Origin of the sequence: Pontibacter fetidus, from assembly GCF_010119545.1 — a bacterium.
GTDB classification, from domain to species: Bacteria; Bacteroidota; Bacteroidia; order Cytophagales; family Hymenobacteraceae; genus Pontibacter; species Pontibacter fetidus.
In genome coordinates, this window is sequence record NZ_JAAEAA010000023.1 from 18,485 (window position 1) to 41,440 (window position 22,956).

The 22,956-nt window shown below is 42.4% G+C and carries 13 protein-coding genes and 1 tRNA gene; 9 read left to right on the plus strand and 5 right to left on the minus strand.

The genetic code is table 11. The features are described from left to right. Window positions 1–12: 12 nt before the first annotated feature. The 4 genes from GWO68_RS15255 to coaE are packed head-to-tail and all read left to right on the plus strand — an operon-like array spanning window position 13 to window position 2,491. Window positions 13–564: a DUF1573 domain-containing protein gene (locus GWO68_RS15255; RefSeq protein ID WP_162347335.1), complete on the plus strand. Its 552-nt coding sequence runs from the start codon at window positions 13–15 to the stop codon at window positions 562–564. Between the two features lie 21 nt (window positions 565–585). Further along, a complete protein-coding gene (yajC, locus tag GWO68_RS15260) occupies window positions 586–903 on the plus strand; it encodes a preprotein translocase subunit YajC (protein WP_162347336.1) in 318 nt (105 codons plus the stop codon). 45 nt (window positions 904–948) lie between these two features. Beyond that, window positions 949–1,884 (plus strand): YbbR-like domain-containing protein, encoded by a 936-nt coding sequence (locus tag GWO68_RS15265; RefSeq protein ID WP_235942089.1) that lies wholly within the window; start codon window positions 949–951, stop codon window positions 1,882–1,884. 1 nt (window position 1,885) lies between these two features. Further along, entirely contained in the window at window positions 1,886–2,491 is a 606-nt protein-coding gene (gene coaE, locus GWO68_RS15270) for a dephospho-CoA kinase (protein WP_162347338.1), read from the plus strand. A 976-nt stretch (window positions 2,492–3,467) separates the two neighbouring features. Here the strand turns inward: coaE and GWO68_RS15275 are convergent. Next, window positions 3,468–3,542, minus strand: a tRNA-Val gene (locus GWO68_RS15275). A gap of 184 nt (window positions 3,543–3,726) precedes the next feature. On the opposite strand from GWO68_RS15275, the gene GWO68_RS15280 reads away from it, so the two are divergent. Then, the gene (locus tag GWO68_RS15280; RefSeq protein WP_162347339.1) at window positions 3,727–6,243 is read left to right on the plus strand and encodes an AsmA-like C-terminal region-containing protein; all 2,517 of its coding nucleotides are present in this window, start codon (window positions 3,727–3,729) and stop codon (window positions 6,241–6,243) included. Between the two features lie 463 nt (window positions 6,244–6,706). Here GWO68_RS15280 and GWO68_RS15285 read toward each other — a convergent pair whose 3' ends face one another. The 3 genes from GWO68_RS15285 to GWO68_RS15295 form a co-directional block, all read right to left on the minus strand. Continuing rightward, on the minus strand, window positions 6,707–7,879 hold the full coding sequence (locus GWO68_RS15285; protein ID WP_162347340.1) for a mechanosensitive ion channel family protein: 1,173 nt from the start codon (window positions 7,877–7,879) through the stop codon (window positions 6,707–6,709). Window position 7,880: 1 nt separating this feature from the next. Further along, window positions 7,881–9,107: a Glu/Leu/Phe/Val dehydrogenase dimerization domain-containing protein gene (locus GWO68_RS15290; protein ID WP_162347341.1), complete on the minus strand. Its 1,227-nt coding sequence runs from the start codon at window positions 9,105–9,107 to the stop codon at window positions 7,881–7,883. A gap of 61 nt (window positions 9,108–9,168) precedes the next feature. After that, window positions 9,169–10,236 carry an anhydro-N-acetylmuramic acid kinase gene (locus GWO68_RS15295; protein WP_162347342.1) on the minus strand — a complete coding sequence of 356 codons (1,068 nt, stop codon included), beginning with the start codon at window positions 10,234–10,236 and terminating at the stop codon, window positions 9,169–9,171. A 118-nt stretch (window positions 10,237–10,354) separates the two neighbouring features. Here GWO68_RS15295 and GWO68_RS15300 point away from each other — a divergent pair, with 118 nt between their 5' ends. Next, window positions 10,355–10,663, plus strand: a complete 309-nt coding sequence (locus GWO68_RS15300; protein ID WP_162347343.1) for an ArsR/SmtB family transcription factor — start codon at window positions 10,355–10,357, stop codon at window positions 10,661–10,663. 135 nt (window positions 10,664–10,798) lie between these two features. Here GWO68_RS15300 and hemA read toward each other — a convergent pair whose 3' ends face one another. Continuing rightward, window positions 10,799–12,073, minus strand: coding sequence for a glutamyl-tRNA reductase (gene hemA / locus GWO68_RS15305; RefSeq protein WP_162347344.1), 1,275 nt, complete (start codon window positions 12,071–12,073; stop codon window positions 10,799–10,801). Between the two features lie 114 nt (window positions 12,074–12,187). Between hemA and GWO68_RS15310 the strand changes: the two genes are divergently transcribed. From GWO68_RS15310 to GWO68_RS15320, 3 genes are all read left to right on the plus strand, one after another. Continuing rightward, window positions 12,188–13,369, plus strand: a complete 1,182-nt coding sequence (locus tag GWO68_RS15310; protein ID WP_162347345.1) for an ATP-binding protein — start codon at window positions 12,188–12,190, stop codon at window positions 13,367–13,369. A 101-nt stretch (window positions 13,370–13,470) separates the two neighbouring features. Beyond that, on the plus strand, window positions 13,471–14,403 hold the full coding sequence (locus tag GWO68_RS15315; RefSeq protein WP_235942090.1) for a GNAT family N-acetyltransferase: 933 nt from the start codon (window positions 13,471–13,473) through the stop codon (window positions 14,401–14,403). 656 nt (window positions 14,404–15,059) lie between these two features. After that, window positions 15,060–22,658: a T9SS type A sorting domain-containing protein gene (locus GWO68_RS15320; RefSeq protein ID WP_235942091.1), complete on the plus strand. Its 7,599-nt coding sequence runs from the start codon at window positions 15,060–15,062 to the stop codon at window positions 22,656–22,658. The last annotated feature ends 298 nt before the right edge of the window (window positions 22,659–22,956 follow it).

A 22,956-nucleotide genomic window follows, 5' to 3' on the forward strand; every position in this document is an offset into this window, starting at 1 on the left:
TGTTATTATAGTATGAAAAAGAATCTGATTTTTACTTTTGCAATGGCTGTGGCTTTAATGGCTACAAGCTGCAACCAGGAAAACACTACTGACACAGCAACTACAGGCACTGAGGCAACTGCTGCCACACCTACTGCAGATGCTACTGTAGCAAACCCTAACATTGCTACAACAGAGCAAACTGCTGCTACCCCGGCAAACCCAAATGCGCCGGCAATGTCTTTTAAAGAGACAGTGTATGACTTTGGTACTGTAAAGCAGGGTGAAGTTATTAACCACACGTTCACGTTTACAAACACAGGTAAAGAGCCGCTAATTATCGAGAACGCTTCTGCATCTTGTGGCTGTACTGTGCCTGAGTGGACAAAAGAACCGGTTGCACCAGGCCAGACCGGCGAAATTAAAGTGCAGTTTAACAGCACGGGCAAAGCCGGCCAGCAGGCACCAATGGTTACGATCCGTGCCAACACTGAGCCTAACATTACCCAGGTATCGCTTAAAGGTACTGTAGAGGCAAGCAGCATACCTACAGCAGGTGCTGAAGGCCCGGTAAAAAGAAACTAATACGACCCTTATAACATAATAATGCAGACCATACTTTTACAAGCCAGCGCAGACGGAGGTATATTGCCTCAGTTATTGATGTTTGGCGCCATCATCCTGGTGTTTTACTTTTTCATGATTCGTCCGCAGCAGAAAAAAGCTAAGGACCAGAAGAAATTCCGTGATGAATTAACTAAAGGGATGAACATTGTAACTATAGGCGGATTGCACGGTAAACTTGTTGCCGTAGAAGATGATACGCTGGTAGTAGAAGTGGATAAAGGAGTTCGCCTGACATTTGATAAGTCGGCGGTTTCGATGGAAGCCACGGCAAGGGTTAATCCGCAAACAAATAGCTAGCGACCATTGCCTTTTGAAGCAGCCAAAAATATAGTAATATGGTTCATGAAGCCATTCAGGCCACAAACAAAGCAGTACTGGCGAGTAGTGCTGCTTTGTTTTGTGGCGGCTTCTACCTTCTGGCTGCTTAATGCCTTAAACAAGAGTTACTCTACGCAAACAACTTACCCGGTAAAATTTGTTTATAACGAACGACTGCTGGTGCCGATAAAGCCGCTGCCCGAAGAAGTTGTTGTAAACGTAACCGCCAAAGGATGGAAACTGCTGCGCAAAGCACTTCGCCTGGAAGTACAGCCTGCCGAAATTCACATCCGTAATACCCCCCGAAACAATTACCTGTTAGGCTCTGCCCTGCGCCCCGCGCTTGTAAATGCCATGAACGGCCTGCAGCTTAACTTTGTGGTTACCGATACGCTTGCATTTCATTTCGACACAAAAGTAAAGCGTACTATTGCGCTACGCTTAGACCCTAAGCAGAAAATAACCGCCGACGGATATGAGGTTTCAGCACCGGTTAAACTTACGCCTGATTCTGTTACTTTTACAGGCCCCTCATCATTGATAGAAAAAATACCAAGCCCTTTACTGGTGCGCTTGTCCAATACCAACCTGAATGCTTCAACGAAAGTAGATGTGCCTATAAGCTATAAAGATCAGGAGCTGGTAGAGGCTAACATAACAAACACAGAGGCAACTATAAAGGTAGCGCCTCTGGTGCAGGAAGAACGACAGCTGATACCCGAAATGGTAAATGTGCCACAAGGGAAAGTGGTTGCTATTAAGCCAACTGTCGTGCTGGTACGGTACCAGCTCTTCGAGGATTCTGTGGTGCAACTTAACCGCGAGTCATTTAAAGCCATCCTTAATTTTGCCAACTATAACCCGCAGGACTCTACAGTAACACCGGAACTGATACAAAAGCCTGTTGGGGTGCGTAACGTAACCTTAATGCCGCAACGCATAAAAGTAGTGCTGCAATAAGATGCTGAAGATAGGGATTACCGGAGGAATAGGAGTTGGCAAATCAGTAGTATGCCGGATGTTTGCTTTGCTTGGTATACCTGTTTATGATGCCGATACGCGCGCTAAATGGGTAATGCGTTACGATGAAGCCTTAAAACAGGAACTGACAGCTGCTTTTGGTCCTGAAGCCTACACACCGGACGGAGAGCTGAACCGAATTTACCTTGCCCAAGCGGCTTTCCATAATCCTGAGAATCTTAAGTTATTGAACAGCCTCGTACACCCACATGTTGGCAAAGACTTTACTGATTGGGTAGAATCAAATCAGACTGCTCCCTATATCGTTAAAGAAGCCGCGCTCATGTACGAATCTGAAGCCTGGCGCCAAATGGATGAGATCATTGCTGTTTTTGCACCCATGGAAGTACGGATAAAGCGACTGCTGCAACGCGACCCACACCGTACCCAACAGGATATAGAAGCCATTATTAGCAAGCAGCTGAAAGAAGAAGATAAAATGGCACGTGCCCAGCATGTCATCTATAACGACGACCAGCAATTACTTATCCCGCAGGTGCTGCAATTACATGAAGGGTTTTTGGCTAAAGTAAAGGGAGTAGAATAGGGGAGCCCTTTCCTGTCATTTTGAGCCTCAGTGAGAAATCTGTTCAATTTATGACCTAGCAGTGTGCGCAGTTCTTGCTAGCGTCTAATGCTATAGTTGAATAGCTATCATTTCGAGCATTCTCAAGGCGTGAGTTGAAGAGAGACAGCGTAGCTGTGAGAAATCTTATGTGCCCTATAGTTGCAAACTATACTTCCTTTATCCAAGCTATCCTTTCAAACAATCTTTATTCCTAAGAGCTTTACTCACCTATAGTTCTATAGTTGGCTTGGCTCCCTCACGGCCGGGAGGCCCCGTCTTCGGGCATCGCGCTGCTGCTTTCTTGCTATCCTCGTGCCTCAGATTTGCTGCGCCACCGCAACAAATCAAAGGCGCTCAACCCAAAGACTGTGATCTTTCTACTATGTACCTGTAACTATAGTTTGAACTTTTAAGCTTCGAAATTGATCGGCGCTGTATTTTCGTAGGGACAGGTCGCGACCTGTTCGATGTTGGGTTGCAACTACAAAACTATAGTTTTAACTATAGCAAAGGCAGAAACTCCCTCTCCTGTTTTTAGGAGAAGGTTGGGTTGAGGTGAAATAGCAACTATGAAACTATAGATCCAACTATAACAGTATCTCAATTCCCCTCTTGAGAGGGGTAGGGGTGTGTTATAGCAATGGCTTGACCTCACTTCACACAAGATCCTTTCAGGATGACAAAAGCAAAAAATTCCCTGCTTTAGACTGCCGAGAACGAGAGTTCGAGGGTAACTCATTGAATCTCCGGGCGGTAGGAGGTTTGAAAGCCCTGCCAATGCATAAATCCTGTTTCAGATAAGAGCATCTGTAACCTGCGCCTACAAGCGAATGTAAATCAGGGTATTATACTATTGCCTGTAAGGTGGCGTTAAACTATAGTTAGCAGAAGGAGAAGGAAGGTATTCAGAAAAGTATGGACATAAAAAAAGGACAACTTTTTGAGTTGTCCTTTGTGGGGCGTACTGGATTCGAACCAGTGACCCCCTGCTTGTAAGGCAGGTGCTCTGAACCAGCTGAGCTAACACCCCTTTTTATCGTTTCGTTGACCTGTTGTCCCCGTTTGATGATGCAAATATGGGGCTTATTTTTTTAACTGCAAAACATTTGAAAAAAATTTCTTAATTTTTTTTTCTGGGTAAGTAAGCTATTGTTCGCCTGTAATTACTGCTGTACCTTTATCTTTTGTAAGATGCTTAAAATCTGATAATTCTCTTGAAGCGAAAAGGTCTTGTTAAAAAAGTGCTATTTTATGCAGCTGTTTCTATAGCGGCTGTTTTGGGTATAGCCTTTACCTTGGTGTATGTTTATCAGGATCAGATAATTGCGCTTTTTGTAACAGAAGCCAACAAGCATATCAAAACAAAAGTGGAGGTAGAGAAGATCTCGCTTTCGCTTTTGGATAAGTTTCCGCAGGTAGCCGTATCGCTGGATAAAGTAAATATAGTGGAAGCTGTGCCCGGGAGTGATGCATCTTTGGCGAAGCTAAGCAAGCTATACTTTACGTTTAGTATTTGGGATGTAGTGCGGGGTAAGTATAATGTAAACGAACTATACCTGGAAGACGGTGCTATTTATGTACGGGTGCTGCAGGATGGTAGCGTAAACTATGAGATCATTAAAACGGATACAACTGCCACTGCTAACAATGATTTTGCCTTTGACCTGAAAGAGATAAACCTCCAGAATGTAGCAATTCTCTACAACGACCTTAAACTTGGGCAGAGTTATGAAGCAGATGCGCATCAACTTAAAGCCGCTTTAGCTATAACTCCGCAATTTATAACTATAGAAGCAAATGGCGATGCAACTATAAATACCATAAAAATAAGTTCTGGCGAGTATTTTAAGGCAAAGAGAGTGACGCTGGCCACCAGGCTGCAGCTCGAAAGGCAAAAGAAAACAATAACACTGGAGCCATCGGTAATAGAAGTAGAAAAAGCAGCTTACGAAGTTGCCGGAACTATAAACTATGCAGGCACTACAGCTTTAAACCTCACGCTGAAAGGCAAGAACACCAGCATTCAATCTATGCTATCGTTGTTGCCGCAGCATATAACCAAAGAGTTTAACCAGTACCGCTCTGATGGTGAAGTGTATTTTAACGGAACAATAAAAGGCGAAGTGTCACCTGAAAAGAGCCCGGCAATTGCGTTTAATTTTGGCTGCCGCAATGCTACCTTTTATCACCCGGATGTAAAACAACGCATAGAAAAGCTGAACTTTGAAGGTAGCTTTACCAACGGAGCAAAACAAAATTCCTCTACATCGGCACTTACCCTCAAAAACCTGAAAGGCTCTTTAAATAACAGGCCCTTTTATGGCAATGTATCTTATAGCAACTTTAAAAACCCAACTATAGCTTTTGACCTGCGCGGCATGGTAGATGTGGCCTACGTTTTGGGACTGCTGCAACTGGAGCAGGTAAAAAGTGGCAGCGGACTAGCCGATGTAAAGATCGCGTTCTCAGGCAATTTTAATGAGTTTAAGGCAAGGCCCGGAAACAACACAGTTAATACTTCCGGCGACATCACCTTGCACAATGTTAACCTGCACCTAGCCGACCTGCCGCTTCCGGTAAATGGCATGTATGGCAACTTTATGTTTAAGCGCAACGATGTAGCGGTGTCAGATTTCAGGGGTAAGTTAGGTGCTTCTGATTTTGTGCTGAATGGCTTATTTAACAACGTAATGGCGTGGTTGCTGCTCGATAAACAACGGCTAATGGTAGATGCCGATTTCAGCAGTAATTATCTCAACTTCGACCAACTGCTTCGCGAAGATTTGAATACCCCGGCTAGTGCCCGTAAAAGTGAGTCAGGCTACCGGCTGGAGGTTTCCCCGGATATTGCCTTTAACCTCTCGGCATCTGTTAAAAAAATGCAGTTCCGTAGGTTTAGAGGGGAGAATATAAAAGGGGAAGTAACACTCCGCAACCAGGTTATCACGACACCTAATATCTCGTTTAGCGCCATTGGTGGTAACTTTGCGGTGCGCGGAAGTATGGATGCACGCCAGCGTAACCATATTAAACTAAGCACAGCTACCAGGCTTAATAACATGAGCGTAGATAGCCTGTTCTATGTGTTCGAAAACTTTAACCAGGACTTTATACTTGACCGGAACCTTAAAGGCAGCCTCACGGCCAATATCATATCGGATGTGTACCTGGACAGCCAGCTAAACCCGAAGACTGACCTGCTGGAAGCCGAAATAGAAGCGACAATACGTAACGGCCAGCTCCTGAACTTTGCCCCAATGCAGAAAATGTCGGCTTTTGTGAAGCGGTCTGAGCTGTCTAATATGCGGTTTTCGGAGCTGCATAATAACTTTTACATACAGCAGCGCACTATCTACATCCCCGAAATGGATATCCGTACTAACCTGTCGCCGTTGCCTTCGGTGTCTATATCTGGTATGCATACTTTTGACCAGGACATGGACTATAAGATAAAAATGCCCTTGTTCCAGCGCAAGCGCCCTGATAAGGATTCTGTTTTTGGGGTAGTGGCCGAAGATACTGATGCAAGCAATGGCATGCTTTTCCTGACATTGAAAGGAAAAGAAAACAACTTTAAACTGGCCTACGATGATGACCGGGTGCGTGCAAAAATAAAAGACGACCTGAAAAAGGAGGGGCAGGAGATAAAGCAGATACTGAAAGGCAACAAACCAGTTAAAAAAGAAAAGACCGTAGAGCTGGAAGAAGGAGAGTATTTCGACTTCAACTAAACTATAGCTTTCCAAGTACTTCAAGCGCCTTAGAGCTCCCCGTAACTATAGCTCACTAAGCGGCATTTCTCTAAACCTCCAGGGCAACAACTATAACATTGGCTGTCTGAAACTCATAAAATCCTGCGGCTATATAATTCCGGAATATAGCTTCATCTGGCTACTACTATATTGTAAAATATTAATTATTTGTTTGCATTAAATTCAGGTGTGTTTACGGTTGATAAAGGTGGGTATAACGAAAAAATTATAAAAAAATTGTAACTAAGCCTTAGTAGGTGCGTTAAGGAAATCAAAACTACAATTCCTGATAAGGATGTGGTTTTGTAGGGATAAGGTTTTATTTAAAGATAGGTTCTATTTATAGTTCTATGAGCTAAGGACCTGTAACGTCTGAAGTAGACAGACAAAAGATATAAGGGTGAAAAAAAAGCCGGAGCTTCTCCGGCTTTTTTATTTATAGTTACTCAAAGTCTGAAGCTTTGCTTTTTTCAACTACAGTGCTGTTAAGTATTTCATCCGGAGGCGTATTTTGCTGCAAGTATACCGTTTGCGACGGGAAAGCAAATTCGGCACCGTGGCGCTCAACAATCTCCACTACTTTGTAGGTAATTTCCTCTTTAATGTTCACATACTCGTTCCAGTCCATCGACTCTACAAAGTATAGCACCATGATGTTTTTAGAACTTGGCCCCAATGCCTGAAAACGTACTACGCCGTCCTGATTTGTATTGGGGTGGCTGTCTATAAACTGCTGTAGCTCGGTGGCAATGGCCCTGATCTGTGCAGAAGTAGTGTCATACGTCAACGTAATGTCGAAGCTAACTCTCCTGAATGTGCGCAGTGTCAGGTTATTCAGCGGCTTATCAATCATGCTTTTGTTAGGCACGGTCACAAAAGTCTTTTCCAGGGTACGAATTCGGGTACTCCGGAAACCGATCTTTTCTATAGTTCCCGTAATGCCGCCGACTTCTACCAGGTCGCCTACAACAAACGGATGATCGAGGAAAATGGTGAAGGATGCCAACAGGTTCTCGAGACTCTCTTTGGCTGCAAACGCAATGGCCAGACCGCCTACGCCCAAACCTGCCACAAATCCCGCTACGTTCACGCCAAACACCGTCCCCAGCATAATCATCATGGAGAATATCACGACCATTACTTTACCGAAATCCTTAAAGAAAGGAACCAGCTGATCGTCCATTTTAGAGGCGGTGCGTTCGGTGCGATGCTGGAAAATAAGCCCCACAAAATCTACCAAACGCAGTACTACCCACGTGAGCGCCACAATTACAAATACCTGATAGGTACGGAACAGGAACGTTTTCAGGAACGGGTCACCTTTACGGATCTCGCTTGGGTCCATGGGGTACTTAAGCACCTGGAAAGCAAAGTACAGGAACACCAGGAACAGTAATACTTCCAGTGGCTGAATAAGCAGGCGCCTGAAAGCTGGTAAATTATCTTCGTGCGAGAAGCGCTTTACCAGCTTGTAAAGTAAACTAGATACCAGCTTGGACAACAACGTTTTAAAGATGAAACCAAACAGCAAAATACCTGCAAACCATAGGTAATTTGCTACAGTATTACCCAGGAACTCGTAACGTAATATTTCTCTCCAGGAGGTTAGATCCATGTTATAGTAACTGGCTTAAGGCAATTTCGAAAGATGTTTTAGCGATCTCTGTGGAGGCTGCGCTTTTAGCATGTGTTTTCTCGAGCGCACGGGCTATAGTTGCAGAAATATCTGAGAAAATGGCTTCGTCGGTAATCTCTACTTCGCTCTCCATTAAATAAGCAAATACACGCGCCATGCCGCAGTTAGCAATAAAGTCCGGGATAACAGCTATGTTCTGGTCAGCAAATTCGCCGGTTGGGCCAAAGAATATTTCCGGGTCCTGGAACGGTACGTTAGCGCCACACGAAATAACTTCAAGACCACTGCTGATCATTTGCTGCAACTGGTCTTTGGTAACCAAACGCGAGGCCGCTGCCGGTATAAAGATCTCCGCATTTACAGACCAGATACGGTTGTTCACTTCTTCAAAAGATAGCAGGTTGTTGGCGCGTAAGGCATTGCCATGGCGGGTAAAAAACAGGTCCCTGATCTCTTCGAAACTATAGCCGTCGGGGTTTATAAGTCCGCCGGCTCTGTCAATGATACCAACTATAGTCGCGCCTTTTGCTGCCAGGTAGTAAGCCGCTGCAGCACCCACATTGCCCCAGCCTTGTATAATAGCCCGCTTGCCTTCAAACTTGCCACCCCAGATACCATAGTAATGACGCACCGCTTCGGCCACGCCATACCCTGTGATCATATCAGCTATAGTATACTTGCGGGCTGCAGAAGGCGTATAGTTCGAGTCTTCAATAACCTTAATTACACCCTGGCGCAGCTGGCCTATCTTGTTTATTTTCTGAGGTTCGGTAGCATGAAAGTGTCCGTTCACCACACCTTCCTGCGGATGCCATAAACCATAGTCTTCGGTTATCGGAATTACTTCGTGTATCTCGTCTACGTTCAGGTCGCCGCCAGTACCATAGTAGTTCTTAAGTAGCGGAATAACAGCTTTATACCAACGCTCCAGCACACCACGTTTGCGAGGGTCGGCGGGGTCGAAGTTTATGCCAGATTTGGCACCACCTATAGCCGGACCGGAAACCGTAAACTTAACTTCCATCGTTTTAGCCAGCGATTCTACCTCACGTTTATCCAGGCCTTTGCGCATGCGGGTACCGCCACCGGCAGCTCCGCCACGCAGCGAGTTTATTACCACCCAGCCTTCGGCTTCTGTTTCAGCATCTTTCCATTCAAAAACTATTTCGGGTCTTTTATTCTCGAATTTAGCGAGTAAGTCTTTCATGTTTATTTGATGTTATTCGGGTTGTGGTGCAAAGGTACAAAATAAGTATAGAGCGTGCAGGTTAGCCCCAATAAATGGCGCCGCCTACACTGTTGCGGCTGGCTCCGGTTACAGTTTGTAAACTGTTGGTTTCGTTACGCCAGCGCAGTGTGCCTAAAAAAGCAAATACCAACGCTTCCTTAAAAGAGACGATCTCCGGAGCTGGCACTTCTATACTATAGTTTGGGCCGGCATATTGCTGCAGCAGTTCTATTAAGTATAAGTTAAAGGCGCCGCCACCGGTAGCCAGCAGGCGTTGCTTATAGTTGGCTGGCTGTAAGGCCCTGGCAATTTGTTGTGCAATGTGGTGACAGGTAGTATTTAGTTTATCAGCTATAGTTGCCGGGCTGTTAGCTATAGTTTGCAGGCTGTTTTCTAGGGCCCATTCTTTGCCCAGTGATTTCGGATAGGGCTGACTGAAATATGCAGGCGCGTTGAGTTTATCGAGAAGTGGTGTATCCAGTTTGCCGGAACGGGCCAGGTTGCCATCTTCATCGTAGTTCAGGCCGGCTTCGTTGGCAAGGGTGTTCAGCAACATGTTGCATACCGATATATCATACGCGATGCGCTGCCCGTTGTGGTTAAACGATATGTTGGAGATGCCGCCCAGGTTCAGGCAATAATCATACTCCGCGAAAAGCAGTTCGTCACCGATGGGTACCAAGGGTGCTCCCTGTCCACCCAGTGCAATATCCAGTGTCCGGAAGTCGCAAACTACAGGCAATTTGGTATAAGCAGCCAGGTAAGCGCCATTTCCTATTTGTAACGAAATGTGTTTATCGGGTTGGTGAAAGATGGTATGGCCGTGTGAGGCAACAAAGTCGGGAGTAAGGTTGTTACGAAGTATAAACTGCTGTACCTGCTCACCCATGTGCCTGCCGAAAGCATGATCGAGAGCAACTAAACTTTGGGCATCGGTAGTTTCGGCACCACGGAGAGAGTCAATCCAGGTTGCACTATAAGGTAATGTTTCAGCATTAAGTATATTATATATCCAATTTTTGTTTTTATACGTAAGTCTACAATACGCAATGTCCAGGCCATCCAGAGAGGTGCCGGACATTAAACCAATCACGTGATAAGTATCCATGTGGCGAAGTTAAAAAAATGCTGATAAACAGTTCAGCCAAATAACGTAAGCCTCGTATATATCTTATTATGAATAGGATGTAAAATAATGTAGAAACTGTTAGGTATAATTTTAAATTATGAAAAGTTTGTTATCTCGAATTGAATCAAAGAAGATAGATAAGGCGGCTGCCATGCTAAAAGTATTGGCTCACCCTAAAAGACTGGCTATTGTCGACCTGCTGGGTAAGGAGGAGAAAATGACTGTAACTGAGATATATAAGTATCTGAATCTGCCGCAGGCCATTGCTAGCCAGCACCTGATCACGCTAAAAGATAAAGGTGTACTCTCCTCGTTTAAAGTTGGTACAAAGATCTATTACTCGCTTTCGATCCCGAAGCTTATTGATGTAATTGATTGCCTGGAAGAGTGCTGTATTGATATCTAATACCTCTACATTCTGTTAAGTCAGTTTGATCTGAAAAGACCAAAGGCTTCCGTTTTTGCTTTTAGTAAGCTAACGGAGGCCTTTGGTCTTTTTCATTCACTAAAAAAAATAAGCTATTCACTTATTTATATAGTGTTATAGTTCTATCTCTTCAGATTGATTTTCGAGGTTGAAAAGGTCGTTTAGCACATCGATCAGTGTCTCGGCTTCGCCACGCTTGCAGGCTGCTTTTAGTTGAAGTACCGGCAGTTTTATGATCTTCTGCATCATAGATTTAGTGATACTATCTATGTGCTTTGCTTCTTCAGGGCCAAGCTTTTTGATGTAACGCGCTATTTCTTCCTGGCGGATGGTTTCCAGCGCATTTTTCAGCTTGTTTATAGTTGGCGACACTACCATTTCCTTCGACCAGTCGTTGAACTGCTCGATAGACTCCGCAATGATCGCTTTTACTTTAGGTATAGAATTGATGCGCTGCTGTAATGCTTCTGATGCTTTGTTCTGGATAGTGTCTATATTATAAAGCAACACTCCCGGTATCGATTCCACATCAGTCTCTACACTACGCGGCACTGATAGGTCAACAAAAAACTTAAATGAAAGAATATCCAGGCGTTGGATCATTTCCTTTGTAAAGAATGGTGTTTCGCGGGCCACCGATGAGATGATCACATCCGCATCTTTCATTCCTTGCACGATATCTTCGAAAGGCAGTACCTGCATGTTGCACTCCTCGGCTAAGTGTTGTGCCTTAGCTAATGTGCGGTTGGTGATCTTTACATCCGTAAAGCTGCTGTCTTTCAGGTTACGGCACACGTCGGCACCAATCTCACCTAAACCAACAACTAAAATTTTCGGATCAACTATATCGGCAGTCAGTTCTTCTATCAGTTCTACTGCGGCATACGAGGTAGAGGCAGCACCATCGCGGAAGGCAGTTTCCTGCACTACACGCTTGTTCGTGAAGAAAATGGTGTGCATCAGGCGGTGCAGGAACGGGCCGGCCGTATCGTTATCCGCAGACCACTGGTAAGCCTGTTTTGCCTGATTAGCTATTTGCATATCACCTACTACCTGCGACTCCAAACCCAGCGAAACATCGAACAGATGCTGCACGGCATCGTTGTGCTCGTTCAGGATGGTAAAGTAATCGAAGTACTGCGATATGTTGTCGATGCCTTTTGTAATGCCAAGCAACTTTACAATTTCTCGGCTATAGTCGGTATCGGCGTTGTAATAAACCTCGGTGCGGTTGCAGGTAGAAAGAACCAGAATATCAGTTGCCTGGATAAAATCCTTTAGCCTCTGGAGGAATTGCCTGCATGAGTTTTCATCTAAGGCAATCAGTTCCCTGATATCCAGCGGCGCTTTCTTGTAAGACAGGCTGATTGCTTTAAAATTCTGTAGCATAGTGGCTGTAGAAATACTAAAGTGCAAATTTACAGTTTGATTTATCAAAAATAAAACTTACTTGCCCTTATTATTCAATTTATACTAAATTCAAATAATTTTCGTGTTCCCTGCATGATACCCATCTATTCTCAGAAAAACAGGATAAAGTTTATAGTTGTAATAATTGCGCTTATAATAGGGGCAGCAACTATAACCTATACCAATATTCTGGTAAGTAAGTTATCTGAGCGGGAGCAGGAACTGGTGCAACTATACGCTAAGGGCCTGCGCTACATGATTAACGCGCCCTCCGATGACAATATCGTATTTATAGAGGAAGAAATTCTGTCAGCCAACACCACGGTGCCTGTTATCCTTACCGACGAGAAAGAAAATATACTTGACTCTAAGAATATCCACATCCCGGAAAACATTGCCGATGACCCGGAAAAAGTGAACGAGATGCTGCAGCGCCAGATCGAAAAAATGAAAGCGCAGCATGAACCGATTGTAGTGCCTTGGGCAGAAGGATCGGTGAACTATGTTTTCTATAAAGATTCGGACCTGCTGTCGCAATTGCGTTACTATCCGTATGTGCAGTTGATGGTTATTGCCTGCTTTGCACTGATGGCTTACTTTGCGTTTAGCTACTCGCGCAAAGCGGAACAGAACAGGGTTTGGGTTGGGTTAGCCAAAGAGACTGCACACCAGCTAGGTACACCGTTGTCGTCGCTGATGGCGTGGTACGAGTACATGAAAGCCAGTCCTAAATTTGAGAACGAACCTATAGTTGCCGAGCTTTGGAAAGATATCCGCAGGCTGGAGATTATAACAGAACGCTTTTCTAACATCGGCTCTGTACCACTACTGCGCGATGAAAACATATTGCAGGTAACCCAAAATGCTATAAACTACCTGCAAAACAGGATATCGCGCAAAGTTGAGATGCAAGTGGTAACTACTTTTTCGCCGGACATTACAGCTAAAGTAAATGTGCCGCTTTTTGACTGGGTTATTGAGAATATTTGTAAGAATGCAGTAGATGCCATGGAAGGTCGTGGAAGCATAACCTTGCAACTTATTTTACTAGGCAAAAGCAGCGTGGCAATTGACATAACGGATACGGGTAAGGGTATTCCGAAAAGTAAAATGGATTCGGTTTTTCTGCCTGGCTTTACTACCAAAAAACGTGGCTGGGGTTTAGGGTTAGCACTCGCCAAACGCATCATAGACAACTACCACCGTGGCAGGCTCTATGTAAAATCTTCGGAAGTTGGCAAAGGCACCACATTCCGTATCGTGCTGAATAGGTAACTATATTTGGGAGTTAGAGAGTTGAAATCACGATGCTTACTAAGCTATAGTTCAGATAGAAATCATTATAAATCAGTAAAATCCTCTTAATCACTGGTCTGTTGGAAATAGCAAAGTATAGCGCGAAGTATAAAGATGTATGGGATGCTTTTGTGGCAGCCTCTAAAAACGGCACCTTTCTGCTGCAACGCAACTACATGGACTACCACGCTGACCGCTTTGAAGACCATTCGTTGTTGTTTTATAAAAAGGGAAAACTGGTGGCGTTGCTTCCAGCGAATGTAGTGGGCAAAGAAGTGCAGTCGCATGGAGGACTGACATATGGTGGCGTGATAAGTGGGGCAACTATGAAAGCACAGCTGATGCTGGAAGTTCTTGATGCGATGATTTTATACTTTAAAGAACTGGGTTTTGAAAGTATAAACTACAAAGCTATTCCGCACATTTACCACCAGCAACCTGCCGAAGAAGACCTGTATGCTTTGTTTAGGAATAAGGCTGTGCTTTATCGCCGGGACCTGAATACGGTTATCCAACTCCAAAAACGCCTACCCTACAATACCCTCCGGAAACGCAAATTAAAGCAAGCAGCGCAGCTTGGCTTAGAAATAGCAGAGAGTCAGGATTATGAAGCCTTTTTAGCTATAAGCCGGCAGCTACTAGAGAATAAATATAACACAGCACCTACACACACCGCTGCAGAAATAAAGCTGTTGGCCAGCCGATTCCCAAGCAATATTAAACTATACACCACTATACAAGCAGGGGCAATGCTAGCTGGCATTCTGCTCTTCGAGACCCCAACAGTAGCGCATTGTCAATACATTGCAACCACAACTGAGGGGCAGGAACTAGGGGCCTTGGATATGCTTACTGATTACCTCTTTTCAGAAATTTATTGCAGCAAACGATACTTTAGTTTTGGCATTTCTACGCAGCAGGGTGGGCAACATTTAAACTATAGTTTGGTGCAGAACAAAGAAAGCTACGGTGGCCGAACTGTGGTACAGGATTTTTATTTACTCCACCTATAGTTTCCTTCCCTCTTATAGTTATTATATCCGTCTTTTAAATTCAAGGTAAGTTTTAGGTCTGTTTATAATCTTTACTATAAATATATAGTATGCACGCATACTGTTTTTAAACTATAGCTTTGATAAGTTCAATATATAGGTTTTTGAATATTAAGCGTAAGAGCTAAAATCTAATTCATAGCATAGTTTAAAGGATTATAAAAAGTTTTTTATAGGACTTAAGTAATGCTATGTGCCTAAGGGTTGATACAGCAATATTATATATTGTATATAAATAAGATGATATGAATCTGTAGTATTGCTGAATTGGAAAAGTGTTAATCCTTCTATAACTTCTATAATTAATGCATAAAAGGGCTTAATGCGATAACGCCTATGCCTTAAAAGTGCCTTTTTTACTTTAATTAAGCCAATAATTGCCGATACAAGAAAAATGGCAATAGCAGTTAAAAAATTGAAATTCGGAGCAAAAACTATGAAAAATTCTATTCCGCCACCTATGCTCCGGAATCGACCCGTTAAACGCTATATGTGTTTAAACGATCAATACGCTATTAGGTTATCTTAAATATTAGTTTACCTTATTTCACCCTATGAGAATTTTTACGCCCTTAAGAGTCATATTTATGACTAGACGTTTGGTGGTTGTGTTAACTATGTTACTGCTGTGCATAAGTCTTAGAAGTGTTGCTGAAACCAAATACTGGCGGGGATCAAATAACAATCAAACAGGAACAGATTGGAATACAGCAGCCAACTGGTCGCCGTCCGGAGTTCCACTAGCAGGTGATGATATAGTGATAGGTGATGTTGGTATGAATAGTGGTAGATCTGGGCCAATTATAAATGACTGGAATGACTATAGTATAAAATCATTAACTATAGGAAAAGATGTAACTGTTACATTCACAATGGCTCCAAGAAGCATGCGTGTTGCAGGTAATGTGACGATAGGTTCTAAAGGGACGCTAACAAATATTGGTGCTCAAGCCTATTATAGCGGGAGCTTTATAGTAGAAACAGGCGGCCAATATGTAGAAGAAGGTTACTCAGAAAATAATGGTAAAGGGAATGGTAGTAAAGTATGGGCAGTATCTGAGTTTTTAGGTACTGGAGTAACTATTAAAGGTTTAGCTAATACAGCAAACAGCAGAAGTTTTGGCACATTAAAAATTACAGGCTCAGTAATATTAGAAAGTAATCTGGCACTAACTAAAACAAATTCTTATAGTGCAAAGAATGGAAAGTTAGTAGTTAGCGATGACCCTGAACTTTACGTGACAGGTACACTTAACCCAGGCAATTACCAAATACAGTTTGTTGGAAGCCGGGCAGATGTGACTTTTGATGTTGCACAGTCAGCGGTTATACATGTTAAAAAGGAGAACTTTATTGATAATTATACCACTACAGCTGCACCGATAGAACCAATGTTTCCAACGGCCCTTAACGCGCTAGCGGTAGTAAATTATTCAGGATTAATAAATCAAAACATCTTGTCTGCCAGACAATACGGAGTATTGCGCATTAGTGGAGGTGGTGTAAAATCATTGTCAGTAAACACAACAGTTGTATCTGACTTATTTGTTGATGCTGCTACACTTGATATAGCTTCTTACACGCTTGATAGAACTGCCTTGGGCGGAACGATGAACGTAGCAAACTTAGCTACACTTAGATTAAGCGCATCTAATTTCCCGACCAATTATTTAACAGTCGATTTAGGCCCTACAAGCACAGTTGAATATTATGGTGGTGGGCAAACAGTGACAGACGTAGCCAAAGGGTACGGTAACCTGCACCTAATAGGAAATGGCATTAAGACAATGCCTTTACCTGCATCTAGTGCGCCTTTGGTAATTGCTGGTAATTTGGTAGGAGCTGGTTCAGCACAGTTTACAGCGCGCAGTAATATCAACATTGCAGGTAATGTAGATTTAAGTGTTACAGCATCTTTTAAAGGGAGCAGCTTTACACATACAGTAGGAGGTAATTGGATAAATAACGCCGATTTTGAAAGTGGCACAAGTACAGTACTATTAACAGGTACTGGTAAAAAGATAGAAAGAACTTCTACTACTGCTCTTAGTGCAACACTCCGAAATGAATTTTATAACCTACAGGTTGCGGGTTTAGGTACAATTATACTAACGCCAACAGGCCAGAATCTTTCTGTAAAAGGCAATTTGTCAACTACAGGTGCTGGTACGCTTACGCAAAGTGCTAATGGCCTTATAATGGAAAAGAATACAGGCAATATTGCTACAACTATCAGTGGCGTTGGCATTACACTCAATAACCTTACTATAAACAATCAAACGTCCACAACGGCATCATTCCTTGTAAATGGTAATTTCTTAACCAATTCTGGAGCTTCATTTACAGCAACAGGAGGTACTATTACATTTGGTAGCCTTAACAAATCTACAATTTATAGTATCACAAATAGCGGCACAACACAGTTTTTTGCGTTGAATATTGCCCGTTTAATGAGTGATTCTCCAATAGAAGCCCTGTCTAGCTTCTCTATTAGTTCAGATCTAAGTGGGAATAATTTGAAAGCTACTGCCGGTACAGTTGCATTTAATGGCAATTCTACATTTGGCGGAGAGCATCATTTATTTAATGTCGCTATTACAGGCACACTTTTAAAGATGGCTGCAGGATCTGTTATGGGTGTAAAATCAACCTTTACAGGCACTAATTTTGATGCTACAGCTCAAAACACAGTAATTTATAATGGTGCTGCTCAGAATTTAAATAACGTTAATTATTACCACCTTAGACTATCTACCAGCAGTGGAGCTGTAACAAAGGCTGCTCTAAACGCAATAACTGCTCTTGGTAATATCACTATAGATGAGAGTGTAACATTTACTGCAGGTAACTATACGCATACACTACATGGCAACTGGATAAATAATGGAGCGCTATCTGCGGGAACAAGTACTTTTATTTTCGCGGGTGCAGCTAACACAACAGTTACAGGAGTGACTACATTCAATATTATCAGAATAGTAAAGAGTGATGCTTCTAACTTTATCACTCTTAATAATGACATAACAACTACCGACTTACACTTAAGCACTGGCTTTATGAAAACCGGTGCTAATAAAGTTATTATGCTCGGTGAGAGATATGACAATGGCTGGGTAGAAGGTACAATCACAAGAACTAAAGCTTCAGGGTTTGATACTGGCAAAGAATATCTATTTAATGGGCCTTATGTATCTGTAAATTTTGGTACTATAACTGAACAGGTGACAGAAGTATCTGTAACTTCTAATCCAGCAATTATAACGTTTTCCGGAGCGATCCCTGTTAACCGTTTATATCGTGTGCAGACCAATGGTGCTTATACAAAAGCTAAATTAAGGCTGCAATATGAAGATTCTGAGCTAAATGGTAACACTGAAAAGAGCGACGAAGATGGTCTAAAGTTATCATACTCTGACTCATATCCGGTTGGTGTAAGTTGGTCGCCTGCTGATAAAAAACTAAATGATTACCAAGCTAACTGGGTTGAGGATAATGGGGTAACTGCGAGTAACCCTAATGGTTATACAAATCTAAGTAGATATTGGGCATTGTCTGATAAGCCTAACAGATATTTCTGGAAAGGAACAAAGAATACTGCCTGGGAAGATGCTGAGAATTGGGAGCGATATAAAACGGATGGCGTAACGTTAGAAGCAGCCACTTCAGCACCGACTCCATCAGATATAGTAGAACTTGGTACTTCAATTCATAATTTTGAACCAACCATCGGCTCTGAAATATTTATCAAGGGTCTTCAGTTCAAGCCGGATTATAACATTGTATTAACAATTGGTTCAGATTTATATAACTCTGAGGTTACTGCAGCTCCATCTTTAACTGTAAAAGGTAACATAACACCTGTTGGCACTAACGCGCAAGCACACATAATAAATACTGGTGACCAGAAATTGGAGGCTAGAAGTAGTTTGCAATTAGACAACGGTCAGCATAAAATCAATATCAATAAAACAGCTGGCGAAATTGTAGTGTTAGGATCAATAAACCAGAATACTGCAGACCTTAATATCGGGGCCGGTAATCTAAGAATACAAGGTGATTATGCAAAAGCAGGTGGCACATTTACGACAAATAAGGGTACAGTAACCTATGAAGGAGGAAATGCACAAATTGTAGCTGATGTATCATATCATCATTTAACTATAAACAAACCGGGTGGTGTAGCTCAATACAGTGTGGCTGGAGCTAAAAGTATAGGTGGAAACCTAACTATCACAAATGGAAACTTAGTGCTTCAAACACCAGAAAATAGCACAGGCGAACTTACAGTAACAGGAAATGTGAGTATAGCCAATGCAGCAACAGCGAAACTAAATGCTTCTAACACTAACCTAAAGGTTAAAGGTAACTGGGCAAAAGCAGGCGGAAGTTTTGATGCCGGAACTGCTATAGTTACGTTTGAAGGAGCAGGCTCTCAGCTTGTTTCTACATCTGACTTTAATAATGTAATATTTAATAACGCATCTACTGATGGTGTTAAGCTTACAGGTAATGTTCAGGTTAACGGCAATGCTACTATACAGCAAGGCAAATTAGATCTTGTTACTTATACTTTAAACAGAAGTACAATAGGTGGCAGCTTTACATTAGCCAGCGGTACTACATTAGATCTTCAGGGATCAGATAACTTTCCGGCAAATTTTAATACAAACCTGATAGATACTGCCAGTACTGTTAACTACTCTGGCGAGGTAGCTCAAAATGTCAGACCTTTAACTTATGGTAAGTTGACATTTACAGGAGGTGGTACTGCATTACCTAAGTCCCTATCTGGTGCTACTACTGTAAAGGGTAAAGTAACTGTAAACAGCGGTGCTCAACTTAATGCCAATAATCAAACACTTACACTATCAGGCAGCTTAGTTGTTAATGGCTCTTTCTCACCTGGTGTATACACAGCTCCAACGCCACCGACAGGAACCCTGATTCTGGCGAACACTGCAGGTAAAACGAAATACATTACAGGCACTTCGTTTACAGTTAATAATATGGTTGTAAGTGTTGGGGCAATGTATGCGTTAGTAGCACCAACTTTTACAATTAATGGGGATATAGATATAACAGGAGATGGAGAGTTTTACAGTGATCCTTATAACCCAAACCCTAAGAACAGGGGCTTTATTGCGACTTCAGTACTTACCAATGCATTGTTTAACGCCAGGGATGCCAAGGTAGATGTAGCAGGTAATTTTAGAAGTTCTGGTATATTGATGAGTAATGGAACAGCCAAATTCTTAGGTGGTCGTAAGCAAACCATTCAGTTGTTAGCGCCTATCGTTCCTTATAATGAAATGGCACCAACAGTAGAGTTCTCTGGTACGGTGGCACCGGTATTTAACTCAACACGTAGCCCGGAATTTGCTGATGTAACTATAAGCTTAAGTAACGCAGCCGGTGAGGAAATAGCAACAAGTGTGGGTTGGACGGTAGCTGGTAAATTTATAGTTAAACCCGGCTCAACATTTAATGGCGGCTCTTATACGCATAAGTTTTACTCAGCTGTAGTTAACTATGGTACTATCAAAAGCTCAGGCTTAATTGACTTCACAACACCATACCCTTTTGCAGATGCACCTCTGGCACACCCGTTTGTATTAGGCAATTTTGAAAGTACAGGTACTTTAAAGTTAGGTGGAACAGGTCAGATATTACTATCAGGTTCTGTAGCTCCAACATTAAATAACCTGATTATTTCAAACTCAAAAGGCATCACAACTACAACTTTAAATAGTGACTACCCATTAACTATAACAGACTGGACGATCAATGGTAATCTAACAATTGAAAGCACAGGTATACTTAATGCGATACCCCTTGTACCAACAAATAACTTATTAGGTACTAATTTCTCTATAAAAGGAGATTTGATAAATAACGGAGCTATAGTTAGCAAAAACCCAGCTGATAAATCATTCATAGGATTAGGCGGTAATTTTACATTTACAGGAACTAACTCTAAGATATCGGGGACTGGTACAACTATGTTGGGGAGCCTGATGGTAGATACAAACGCTAAACTAGAGGTCGGTAAATCAGTTTACATCTATAGCGACTTATCTCATAAAGGCGCAGAATTTAGTACAGGAGAAAATACGTTATACTTTACAGGTCCTTATTCATCTTCTATCTCAACAGACCCTGCAAATACGTTGTCGTTGTCTAAATTTGTAGTAGCTAAAGACGAGCAAACAGCAACAGTTACATTAAACACAAATACTGATAAATTGCTTAGTATGGTTGTGCAAAAGGGTATTCTTGATTTGAAAACCAATACCGTAACTGTACACCCGGATATAACTGAAATAATAGATGGAGCTGCTTCCATAACCCCAGTAACAACTATAGTTGCTGCCGCACCTGGTGCAACTATAAAAGTAGGAGGCACCAGTACCCTACCAACTGCAGACGTTTTTAGCCTTTCACCAACCAGCACTGCAGAATATTATGGCTCTAGTCAGGAGGTAAAAAGTGTCCAATATGGTAATCTGGCTCTTAATAATACTCACATAGCTACTTTTGAGGATAAGCCAGATGGTACAAGCATAGCTAGTATTGCGGGTAACTTAACAGTTAAGGGAGAATCAACTCAATCAGTAAAAACGCCTACTACTGTTAATTTTAATGGTGCTGTTAACCAAACTATAGCTCCGTTAGCTTACAAAAATCTTACTTTAAGCACAGGCGGTACCAAAACATTTGCAGCAGCCTTCGCTTCAGGTATAAAAAATGAGTTAAGTATTTCAGGGGCTCTAAGCAGTACTGTCGGCGTAACCGTTGATGCAAACGATACTGATGTTACAGTAAACTATAATGGTACGGCTAACCAGGCTGTGCTTCCTACGGATTACTATAACCTGACACTTAGCAACACAGGTATAAAATATTTTTCAGGTACTACAGGAATAGCAAACATATTTACTCCCGGAGCAGGTCTTGCTGATTTAAGCGCTGCAGGGAATATTATAAACTTCAATGGTTCGGTAGCGCAATCTATCCCTGGACTTGCTTATAAAAACATTCAGGTGTCAGGAGCAGGGGACAAAACACTTCAGGCAGCAGCTTCGGCCAGCGAAAGTGTAATTATGGGAACCGGAATAATTAAAACAGGTTCACACATACTGACACTTGTTAATACAGCTAATTTAGTTGGTGAGACAAACAACAGTTATATTCATGGTAAAGTAGTTACAGAAAGAACATTTGGTGCTACTTCAGGTAATTCTGTAACATCAACACAAGGCGTTGCGCCACAAGGCATAACTGCTACATCCAGTGACTTTGGTAATATTGGTATCCAGGTATCAACTACTAAGGATTTAGGAACCGTTACCGTAACTCGCGAGACAGGAGTACCTATAATTTCTCCTACATCCACTAACCAGAGTATTGCCAGGAATTTTACATTTTCAGTCTCAAATGTTAGTGCTAACAGCGACTTAGATGCGTCAGTTATATTTAAGTATTTAGACTGGGAGTTGAACGGACTACAAGAGCCAGATCTTCGTTTGAGTAGTTTTGAAGATGGGAAGTGGATAAAGCAGTCGACTGCTGCTCCGGATGCAGCTAGTAATACCATAGGAGCAAGTGTAAAAACTTTAACCCGTCTTACACTAGGCAGTATCATTAGCCCACTCCCAGTAGAGCTACTATCTTTTACAGCTAAAAAGAACGGTAACAATGCTGAGTTGAAGTGGGCGACCGCGTCAGAGAAAAACAATGCAGGGTTTGAAGTGCAGGTTTCCAAGGATGGCTATAGTTACGAGCGTATTGGTTTTGTAGATAGCAAGGTAGGCTCGTCGGCTGTGAAGCAGGAGTATAGCTTTACGGATACGCGAAATGGTAAAAACGGAACCCTGTACTACCGCCTAAAGCAGATCGATATGGACGGAGTATCTAAGCTATATGGCCCTAAGGCAATAGATTTTGGTGTAATAGTGGCAGCTACACCTGTACAGGTTTACCCGAATCCGTTTAATGATAAACTGCGTTTGAGCCTAAGCTCTCCGGCTGCAGGTATAGCAACTATAAAGCTGTATACGGCTACAGGTAAGTTGCTTAAGACTATGCCATTGCAGGTACAGGCCGGGCTAAATGAGAATCCGTTACCATTGGCGCAAGCAGCTTATGAACCAGGGCTGTATTTACTGGTAATAGAACTGAATGGCCAACAGCAAACTATAAAGCTGATGAAAGAGTAACACTCTTAAAATGTCTAAATAAAAAGGCCCCTACAGCAGGGGCCTTTTTTGTTTTATACCCTACTCTAAATTTATAAGCTTCCCTGCTTACCCCAGCAACCTAGTGTAAGCTGCCCAAAATGCAAACATCTGCAATGCTTAAGTAAGATAAATCCTGAGCTGTAGGTACTTAGATGGTAATTGTTTGTACATCCATGCAATGTTCGAAACTACGATTATAACAATTGAACATTATAAAGACAAAATTGGCGATGCATGCTGCAAAAGAATGTCTATTTGTAATAGGTAAACTTTTTCA